General features: G+C 62.9%; 10 protein-coding genes. 5 read left to right on the top strand and 5 right to left on the bottom strand.

Annotation, left to right across the window (positions count from 1 at the left end; genetic code table 11):
• Positions 1-48 precede the first annotated feature (48 nt).
• Positions 49-504, bottom strand: coding sequence for an Lrp/AsnC family transcriptional regulator (locus tag ACTJK9_RS21475; RefSeq protein WP_085612578.1), 456 nt, complete (start codon positions 502-504; stop codon positions 49-51).
• 163 nt (positions 505-667) lie between these two features.
• Between ACTJK9_RS21475 and yedA the strand changes: the two genes are divergently transcribed.
• Positions 668-1,618, top strand: coding sequence for a drug/metabolite exporter YedA (gene yedA, locus ACTJK9_RS21470; protein WP_440816043.1), 951 nt, complete (start codon positions 668-670; stop codon positions 1,616-1,618).
• A gap of 65 nt (positions 1,619-1,683) precedes the next feature.
• Positions 1,684-3,021 (top strand): DEAD/DEAH box helicase, encoded by a 1,338-nt coding sequence (locus ACTJK9_RS21465; RefSeq protein WP_064599613.1) that lies wholly within the window; start codon positions 1,684-1,686, stop codon positions 3,019-3,021.
• Between the two features lie 38 nt (positions 3,022-3,059).
• Here ACTJK9_RS21465 and ACTJK9_RS21460 read toward each other — a convergent pair whose 3' ends face one another.
• Entirely contained in the window at positions 3,060-4,301 is a 1,242-nt protein-coding gene (locus ACTJK9_RS21460; RefSeq protein ID WP_440816040.1) for a TIGR03862 family flavoprotein, read from the bottom strand.
• Positions 4,302-4,476: 175 nt separating this feature from the next.
• A complete protein-coding gene (locus ACTJK9_RS21455; RefSeq protein WP_007958746.1) occupies positions 4,477-5,397 on the bottom strand; it encodes a histone deacetylase family protein in 921 nt (306 codons plus the stop codon).
• A gap of 82 nt (positions 5,398-5,479) precedes the next feature.
• Here ACTJK9_RS21455 and ACTJK9_RS21450 point away from each other — a divergent pair, with 82 nt between their 5' ends.
• From ACTJK9_RS21450 to ACTJK9_RS21440, 3 genes are all read left to right on the top strand, one after another.
• A complete protein-coding gene (locus ACTJK9_RS21450; RefSeq protein ID WP_064599611.1) occupies positions 5,480-6,049 on the top strand; it encodes a GNAT family N-acetyltransferase in 570 nt (189 codons plus the stop codon).
• A gap of 106 nt (positions 6,050-6,155) precedes the next feature.
• Positions 6,156-7,025: an acyl-CoA thioesterase II gene (gene tesB, locus ACTJK9_RS21445; RefSeq protein ID WP_039771793.1), complete on the top strand. Its 870-nt coding sequence runs from the start codon at positions 6,156-6,158 to the stop codon at positions 7,023-7,025.
• Positions 7,022-7,615 carry an HAD family hydrolase gene (locus tag ACTJK9_RS21440; RefSeq protein ID WP_440816035.1) on the top strand — a complete coding sequence of 198 codons (594 nt, stop codon included), beginning with the start codon at positions 7,022-7,024 and terminating at the stop codon, positions 7,613-7,615. Before tesB ends, ACTJK9_RS21440 begins: the two co-directional genes overlap by 4 nt.
• A 130-nt stretch (positions 7,616-7,745) precedes the next feature.
• Here the strand turns inward: ACTJK9_RS21440 and ACTJK9_RS21435 are convergent, their stop codons facing one another.
• Positions 7,746-8,699, bottom strand: coding sequence for a hypothetical protein (locus ACTJK9_RS21435; protein WP_085612583.1), 954 nt, complete (start codon positions 8,697-8,699; stop codon positions 7,746-7,748).
• Positions 8,700-9,587 (bottom strand): KPN_02809 family neutral zinc metallopeptidase, encoded by an 888-nt coding sequence (gene ypfJ / locus ACTJK9_RS21430; RefSeq protein ID WP_085612584.1) that lies wholly within the window; start codon positions 9,585-9,587, stop codon positions 8,700-8,702.
• Between the last annotated feature and the right edge of the window lie 31 nt (positions 9,588-9,618).

Here is a 9,618-nt window from a genome sequence, read left to right as displayed (position 1 = left end):
GATGGCCTCATCGCGGGCAAGCCCGCTCCCACAGGGATCACTCTTGTCTCAGGATTTGCCGTTGCCTTCAATGTGGCCGAGCGGCACCCGCTTCTCTATCGCGCTCGACAACACGATCGAGGTCTTGCTGAAGCCGAATTTCGCCACCCGGTTGATCAGCTCTTCCAGCTCGGTCATCGAGCCCACGGCTGCCTGCATGATCACGCACGGGTCGCCGGTGACGCGGTGGCATTCGGTGAGTTGCGGAATTCTGATCAGTTCGTCGTACACCTTCGGGTTGCCGTGCTGGTTCAGGCGCAGTTCGATAACGCACTGGATCGGCAGGCCGAGTTTGGCCATGTCGACTTTGGCCGAGTAGCCGGTGATGACGCCGCTGGCCTCAAGTTTGGCCACACGCTCGGCGACGGCGGGGGCGGAGAGGTTCACTTTGCGGGCGAGGTCGGCGTAGGACGCGCGACCGTTTTCGAGCAGGGCGCTGAGCAGCATGCGGTCGTATTTGTCCAAGGTCGGACTCCTGAAAATGCCAGACTTTCGAAATCGCGGTTTTGGCCGTCGATCTCCGTGTTTTCAAAAGTGTACCGGCGCTATAAACAGGTTTTGTAACTTATTTTTAGCGGTTGGCCTTTCTAGAATAACCCATCCCCTGAGTCTGACTTTCGAGCTGCCCATGTCTGCCTTGCGCCGTTTTTCCCTGCCCTTGATCGCTGCGTTTTTTGCGCTGTACGTGATTTGGGGATCGACCTATCTGGTGATCCGCATCGGCGTCGAATACTGGCCGCCGCTGATGCTCGGCGGCGTGCGCTTCGTGATTGCCGGCACCCTGATGTACGCGTTCCTGCGCTGGCGCGGAGCACCGGCGCCGACCTGGGCGCAGTGGAAGGCGGCGGGGATCATCGGGATTCTGTTGCTCAGCTTCGGCAACGGCGCGGTGACTTTGGCCGAGCACAGCGGCGTGGCGTCGGGGGTTGCCGCGCTGGCGGTGGCAACGGTGCCACTGTTCACTTTGCTTTGCGGTTATTTCTGGGGCGCGCGCAACACTCGCCTGGAGTGGGCCGGGGTGGTGATGGGGATTATCGGTATCGCGATGCTCAACATGGGCTCCAACCTGCAATCGAGCCCGTTGGGCGCGGCGTTGCTGATTTTCGCGGCGGCGAGCTGGGCGTTCGGCTCGGTGTGGAGCAAGCACTTGCCGCTGCCTCAGGGCGCAATGGCCAGTGCCGTGGAAATGCTGGTGGGCGGCGTGGTGCTGTTGATCGGCAGCGCGACCAGCGGTGAACACCTGCAGGCCATGCCGCCGCTGGAAGGCTGGCTGGCGCTGGCGTACCTGATCTTCTTCGGCTCGATCATCGCCTTCAACGCTTACATGTATCTGTTGAAAAACGTTCGTCCGGCGGCGGCCACCAGTTATGCCTACGTCAACCCGGCGGTGGCGGTGTTGCTGGGGATCGTGTTTGTCGGCGAGACCATCGGCATCGAAGAGGCGCTGGCGATGCTGGTGATCATCGGCGCGGTGGTGCTGATCAGTCTGCCGCAGTGGCGGCGTCCGGCGCGGTCGCCGGTGGTCAGCGAGCCGGCTGCCGCAGCGAAGGTCATAGCGACGGAGCAGCGTGGGAATTAGGGTAAACTGCGCGTCATCGCATACTTGTTTTGCACAACCGCTCTGATTTTTCCTACGGTACTCCCATGACTTTCGCCACCCTTGGCCTGATCGAACCCTTGCTGCGCTCCCTCGAGAAGCTCGGCTACCAGACCCCGACGCCGGTGCAGGCGCAAGCCATTCCGGCCGTGCTGGCCGGTCGCGACCTGATGGCTGCGGCCCAGACCGGCACCGGCAAGACCGCCGGTTTCGCTTTGCCGCTGCTGCAACTGCTGGCGATGGAAGGGCCGAAAGTCACCGCCAACTCGGTGCGCGCGCTGATTCTGGTGCCGACCCGCGAGCTGGCCGAGCAAGTCCACGAAGCCGTGCGCCAGTACGCTGAGAACCTGCCATTGCGCACTTACGCGGTGTACGGCGGTGTCAGCATCAACCCGCAGATGATGAAGCTGCGCGGCGGCGTCGATCTGCTGGTCGCGACCCCGGGCCGTTTGCTCGACCTGTTCCGCCAGAACGCGCTGAAATTCAACCAGCTGCAAACCCTGGTACTGGACGAAGCCGACCGCATGCTCGACCTGGGCTTTTCCGAGGAGCTCGCGAACATTTACCGCGCGCTGCCGAAGAAACGTCAGACGCTGCTGTTCTCCGCGACCTTCTCCGATGACATCCGCCTGCTGGCCGGGCAGATGCTCAACGATCCGCAGAGCATCGAAGTCAGCCCGCGCAACGTCGCCGCCAACACCGTCAAGCAGTGGGTGGTGACGGTGGACAAGAAGCGCAAGCCGGAATTGTTCGTGCACCTGCTGCGCAAGAACAAGTGGAAGCAGGTGCTGGTGTTCGCCAAGACCCGTAATGGTGTGGACGCGTTGGTCGAGAAACTTCAGGGACTGGGCGTGAACGCCGACGGGATCCACGGCGACAAGCCGCAGGCGACCCGGCAGCGGGCGCTGGACCGCTTCAAACTGAGCGAAGTGCAGATTCTGGTGGCCACCGACGTGGCGGCCCGTGGTCTGGATATCGAAGACCTGCCGCTGGTGGTCAACTTTGATCTGCCGATCGTGGCCGAGGATTACATTCACCGTATCGGCCGCACTGGCCGCGCGGGTTCGACCGGTGAGGCGATTTCGCTGGTGTGCGCCGATGAAGTGAACATGTTGTCGGCGATTGAAATGCTGACCCGCAGCACGTTGAAGCGCGAGGTTGAGCCGGATTTCGTGCCCGAGCACCGCGTGCCGGACACCGATGCCAGTGGTCAGGTGATCAAGAAGCCGAAGAAACCGAAGAAGCCGAAAGCTTCCGGTGGCGGTGGCAAGCGCAATCTGGGCAAGTGGGTGGACAGCGGCGAGACCCAGGCGCCGGAGCCTTCGATCAAGCCTGTGCGCAAGGTGCCGGTGTTCAATACCGGGCCGCGTAAGCGTAAGCCTTAAGCGTCATACAGGGTCGTTCCCGCGCAATGCGGGAACGATCAGTTACGCTGTTTCAACCAGTCCAGCATTCCAGCTCCGGCCGCCCGGCCACTGGCAAAACACGCCGTCAGCAAATACCCGCCTGTCGGCGCTTCCCAATCCAGCATCTCCCCCGCACAAAACACCCCCGGCAGCGCCTTGAGCATCAAGCGCTCATCCATCGCCTCGAACGTCACTCCGCCCGCGCTGCTGATTGCCTCATCCAGCGGACGGGTTTTCACCAGCGTCAGCGGCAAAGCCTTGATCGCCCGGGCCAACAACGCCGGATCAGCAAACGTCGCCGCATCAGTGAGTTCCCGCAGCAGCGCCGCTTTCACCCCATCAATCCCGACCTGACTGTGCAGGTGCTTGGCCATCGAGCGCGATCCCCGTGGTTTGCTCAACGCCGCCTGCAATTTATCCACAGGTCTGCCGGGCAGCAGGTCGATGTGAATGGTCGCGGCACCGTGCACATTGATCGCCTCACGAATCGGCGCCGACAGCGCGTAGATCAGGCTGCCCTCGATGCCGGTCGCGGTGATCACGCATTCACCCAGACGCGGAACATCGTCGTTCAAACCGATTGCGATATTTTTCAGCGGCGCGCCGGCGAATTTGCTGACCATCACTTCGCTCCAGGCCTGCACCTCGAAGCCGCAATTGCTCGGCTGCAACGGCGCCAGTCCTACACCGCGTTGCTCCAGCGGCAGCATCCACGCGCCGTCGGAGCCCAGTCGCGACCAGCTGCCGCCGCCGAGGGCGAGCAGGGTGGCGTCGGGGGTGAGGGTTTTCTCGCCTTCCGGGCTGTCGATGCGCAGCGCGCCGTTTTCGTCCCAGCCGAGCCAGCGGTGGCGGGTGTGGATAACCACGCCGCTGTCGCGCAGGCGCTTGAGCCAGGCGCGCAGCAGCGGCGCGGCTTTCATGTCGGTGGGGAACACGCGGCCGGAGCTGCCGATGAAGGTTTCGATCCCCAGTTCGTGAATCCACCGGCACAGTGCGTCGGCGTCGAACGCGCGCAGTAGCGGGGCGATGTTCGGGGCGCGTTCGGCGTAGCGCGAGAGGAAGGCCGGGTAGGCTTCGGAATGGGTGATGTTCATGCCACCGACCCCGGCCAGCAGGAACTTGCGGCCCACCGAGGGCATGCCGTCGTACAGATCGACGCGGACTCCGGCCTGGCTCAGCACTTCGGCGGCCATCAGGCCGGCGGGGCCACCGCCGATGATGGCGACGTGAGCGGGAAGGGCGGCGGGAGTCTGGGTCATGGCAGCGGCAATAGCGTGGCGGAATAAGCCGCGCATTCTAGCAGCAGCGGCCATCGTCAGGCCTGATCAAAAAATAACCAGCGCGCTGCAGGCCATGTTCAGCGTGGGCTGTAGTCCCTTTCGCTCAGGTTATCCACAGGCCGTTCCACAGCCATTGTGGGTAACGCAGCACAACTCAATGACAACCGGATGACTGCCAGACGCGCTGCGCACTGTGATGCAGGATCCCGTGGCGGCGGGCGAGGGCGTGGCGATCCTTGCTGTAGCCGCCACCGATCACACCGACCACCGGGATGTCGCGACCCAGGCAGTGGCGCATCACGCTTTCGTCGCGGGCGGCGACGCCTTCGTCGGTCAGTTGCAGATAACCGAGGGCGTCGTCCTTGTGCACGTCGACACCGGCGTCGTACAGCACCAGGTCCGGCTGATACAGCGGCAGCAGATAGTTGAGTGCGTCGTCGACAACTTTCAGGTAGTCGGCGTCGCCCATGCCGTTGGGCAGCGGAATGTCCCAGTCGCTTTCGGCCTTGCGTGCAGGAAAATTCTTTTCGCAGTGCAGGGAAACGGTGATCGCTTCCGGCGTGTTGTGCAGAATCCGCGCAGTGCCGTCGCCCTGATGCACGTCGCAGTCGAAGATCAGCACCCGGTTCACCCGACCGCTTTGCAGCAAATAGTGACTGATGATTGCCAGGTCATTGAAGATGCAGAACCCGGCGGGGTAGTCGTAGTGGGCGTGATGGGTGCCGCCGGCGAGGTGACAGGCCAGGCCATGTTCCAGCGCTTTTTCCGCTGCCAGAATCGAACCGCCGACCGCCCGCACCGTGCGTCGCGCCAGCGCTTCATTCCACGGCAGACCGAGGCGCCGCTGGTCTTCGCGGGACAACTCGCCGCTCATGTAGCGTTCGATATAACCGCGGTCATGGGCCAGGGCGAGAATGTCGGCAGGGCACAACTCGGGGCGCAGCAGGTCTTCGTCGCGTGTCAGGCCGCTGTCCACCAGGTGATCGCGCAGCAGGCGGAACTTGTCCATGGGGAAGCGGTGATCCGCCGGAAATTCCGGGCTGTAGTCTTCGTGGTAGATCAGCGGCAACGGCATGGTGGACTATTCATAAAGGCTGCAGGAAAGAGTGCAAAGCCTAACAGCGATGTAGACTGACGGCATCAAGCGGAGGGGCGGGATGGAACCGATACTGGAGCTGCAAAGCGCAAGGCTGCTGATGCGCCAATGGCAGGACGAGGATTTGCCGGCGTTCGCGGCCATGTGCGCCGACCCGCAGGTGATGCGCTACTTCCCCGCGCCTTTGAGTCGGCTGGAAAGCGCCGCGTTGATCGGCCGGGTGCGTGGGCATTTTGCCGAACACGGTTACGGCCTGTGGGCGCTGGAGCGCAAAGACACTGGCGAATTCATCGGTTTTACCGGGCTCGGCGTGGTCGGCTTCGATGCGCCGTTCACCCCGGCGGTGGAAATCGGCTGGCGGCTGGCCAAGGAACATTGGGGCCTGGGTTATGCCAGCGAAGCGGCGTGGACCGCGCTGCGTTGCGGCTTTGACCGTTTGTCCCTGAAGGAGATCGTGTCCTTCACCGCGCAGAGCAATCTGCCGTCGGAAAAAGTCATGCAGGCGATCGGCATGCATCACGATCCAGCCGACGATTTCGATCACCCGAAACTGGCTGTCGACCATCCGTTAAGTCGACATGTGTTGTACCGCATCACCCGGGAGCAATGGCTGCAGACCTTGCATGGCTAAGCCGACACGGACGTTTACAATGGCGCGATCAATGGCTCGCGCCAGAATCTGAATTGGCCGCCGCAGCCAGGGCTGCGCGGCATAGCGTTGTGTGAGGAGAGTCTGAATGAGCCAAGTGTTGGAAGATCTGGTGGATCTGCTGACCCTCGAACCGATCGAGGAAAACCTGTTCCGTGGTCGCAGTCAGGATCTGGGCTTTCGCCAGTTGTTCGGCGGCCAGGTGCTCGGCCAGTCGCTGTCGGCGGCCAGTCAGACCGTTGAAGAAGCGCGCCATGTGCATTCGATGCACGGTTATTTTCTGCGTCCGGGCGATGCCAAGTTACCGGTGGTCTACTCAGTTGACCGCGTGCGTGACGGCGGCAGTTTCAGCACCCGCCGCGTGACCGCGATCCAGAAGGGCCACCCGATTTTCACCTGCAGCGCTTCGTTCCAGTACGACGAAGAAGGCTTCGAGCACCAGAGCCAGATGCCGCAAGTGGTCGGCCCGGAAAACCTGCCGTCGGAGCTGGAACTGACCCAGCAACGCGCGCACCTGATCCCGGAACACATGCGCGAAAAGCTGCTGTGCCCGAAGCCGATCGAAGTGCGCCCGGTCACTGAAAAAGACCCGTACAACCCGCAACCGGCGGATCCGATCAAGTACGTGTGGTTCCGCGCCGACGGCGCGTTGGCCGACATCCCGGCGCTGCACAAATACCTGCTGGCCTACGCTTCGGACTTCGGTCTGCTGACCACCTCGATGTTGCCGCACGGCAAATCGGTCTGGCAGAAAGACATGCAGGTCGCCAGCCTCGACCACGCGCTGTGGTTCCACAACGACCTGCGCGCCGATGACTGGTTGCTCTACGCCATGGACAGCCCGTGGGCCGGCAACTCTCGCGGGTTCTCCCGTGGCAGCGTGTTCAACCGCGCCGGGCAACTGGTGGCGTCGGTGACCCAGGAAGGCCTGATCCGTCATCGCAAGGACTGGGCATGAGTCTGGCGGATGTGCGGCACTGGGTGTTCGACATGGACGGCACCCTGACCGTCGCGGTGCATGATTTCGCGGCGATTCGCGTGGCGCTGTCGATCCCGGCGGAGGACGACATCCTCACCCACCTCGCGGCATTGCCCGCCGAGGAAGCAGCGGCGAAACATGCGTGGCTGCTGGAGCATGAGCGCGATCTGGCGCTCGGCTCGACCCCGGCGGTCGGCGCGGTGGAGCTGGTGCGCGACCTGCACGCCCGAGGCTATCGCCTCGGCATCCTGACCCGCAATGCGCGGGAGCTGGCCCACGTGACGCTGGAGGCCATCGGCCTGGCTGACTGTTTTGCGGTGGAGGATGTGCTGGGCCGCGATGAAGCACAGCCAAAACCGCATCCGGGTGGTCTGCTGAAACTGGCCGAGGCCTGGCAAGTGCCGGCGAGCGCGATGGTGATGGTCGGTGATTACCGGTTTGATCTTGATTGCGGTCGGGCGGCGGGGACTCAAACGGTGCTGGTGAACCTGCCGGACAATCCATGGCCGGAGTTGGCCGACTGGCATGCGAAGGATTGTGTGGAATTGCGGCGAATGTTGTTCGCCTGAGGCCTGCATTGTCTGCACGGACGCCTTCGCGAGCAAGCCCGCTCCCACAGGGAAACGCATTCCAAATGTGGGAGCGGCGGTGCGACGACTCGACTTGCTCGCGAAGAGGCCAGACCATCCACCCAACAACTTATTGCTCGAACAGTGCTTTCTGGCCTTCCGGCGAGGTCAGCATGCCGTCGCCGTTGTGCCCGACCCCGGGCACTTCGATCAGGCGCTGATTGACCCCTTCAGGGTGACGACGCAGCAAGTAACCGAAAAACAGCTTGCCGCGCTCCAGTCGATAAGCCCCCTGGGCTTTGGCGGCGCAGCTCTTGTCCAGCGCCGGGTGTTGCGGGTCGGTGTCCTGCTGGCCCAGCAGATAAATCACCTCGCGTTTGACGTAACGGCCTTCAAGCTGCGCGGGCGTTTGCCCACCCGCGTAGATCGGCGGGTCCACCAGACCGTACTTCCAGCGGTTGAAACCCGGGCACTTCGCATGATCGAAAGCTACCGGGCGTTGCTCATTGAAGTAGGCGTACGACGACGGGTTGGCCACCACATAACGCAAGCGAATGCCCTCGGTCTTGAGCGCCGGTTGTTCCTGGGCCAGCAGCGCGTAACGCTGCACCACCTGCGCGCCGCCGGAGTGACCGAAGATCACGATCTGCTTCACGTCCGGAAACTGCTTGCGATCGCTCAGCCTTCCGACGATTTCGTCCAGTGCGGCGTAGGAACTCAGCGGATTCGGTCCTGTGGATAACCCGCCACCCATCCATTCGTTGCCTTGCCAGCGCAGCACGCTGGCGGGTAACGAGTAGAGCGACACATCGCTTTCGTTGAGAAACTGCGGGGCGATCACCAGGGTGTTGGCGGTTTGCCCGGCCAGTTCCGCCGCGACTTCACCGCTTTTGCGATAGGTCTCGGCGTTGCGCAGACGGCCATGAATGACGATCAGCACGCGCTCGATTTTCGCCGGCGCCGGGCCGATGCCCACCGCCATTTCGCCGGCCTGCAATTGCAGGCGCCCGGGACTGATTGCGTCGACGCCGGCCGCTTGGGCGGTGCCGCCGATGAACAGTAAAGCCAACAGCCATTTATGCATTTACAGGTTTTTCGCCGCAAAGGTATCGCACTGGCCGACCTGGCCCTGGGCGAATCCGGTTTTGAACCAGCGCACCCTTTGCGCCGACGTACCGTGGGTAAACGAGTCCGGCACCACGCGGCCCTGACCCTGTTGTTGCAGGCGATCATCACCGATGGCGTTCGCTGCGTTCAAGGCTTCTTCGATGTCGCCCGGTTCCAGCCAGTTCAGGCGCTTCTGGGCGTTGTAGGCCCAGACGCCGGCCAGGCAGTCGGCTTGCAGTTCCTGACGCACCAGCAGACCGCCGTCGCCTTCCATCTGCCGGCCTTGCTGACGGGCTGTCTGAATTTTCGCCGAGACGCCGAGAAGCGTCTGCACATGGTGTCCGACTTCGTGAGCGATCACGTAGGCCTGGGCAAAGTCGCCGGCGGCCTTGAAGCGCTGGGCCATTTCCTGGAAGAACGCCATGTCCAGATAGACCTTCTGGTCTGCCGGGCAATAGAACGGGCCGGTGGCCGAGGTTGCCAGACCGCAGGCGGAATTGACCCGGTTGCTGAACAGCACCAGGGTCGGATCCTTATATTGCCGGCCGGCCTGCTGGAAGATTGCGCCCCAGGTGTCTTCGGTGTCGCCGAGGATCGAACGCACGAATTCGGCCTGTTCATCGTTGGCCGGCGGTGCCTGACGGGTTTGCGAAGTACGGGCCGATTGTTCGGTCATCTGCCCGGTGAGCTGGCCGAGGATCTGTAACGGGTCCTGCCCGGTGATCCAACCGATACCGACGATCAGCAGGATCGCCCCGAGGCTCAGCCCCTTGCCACCGCCGAAGCGCATGCCGCCGCCACCACCCATGTCATCGCCACGGGCATCGACGACGTTGTCACTGCGTCGGCCTTTTTTCCATAGCATGTGGGAATCCTCTATTTGTAGGTGGTGATGA

The organism is Pseudomonas sp. 22082 (assembly GCF_052046055.1).
Classification (GTDB): Bacteria; Pseudomonadota; Gammaproteobacteria; order Pseudomonadales; family Pseudomonadaceae; genus Aquipseudomonas; species Aquipseudomonas pharyngis.
This window is presented reverse-complemented; position numbering and strand designations above follow the sequence as displayed.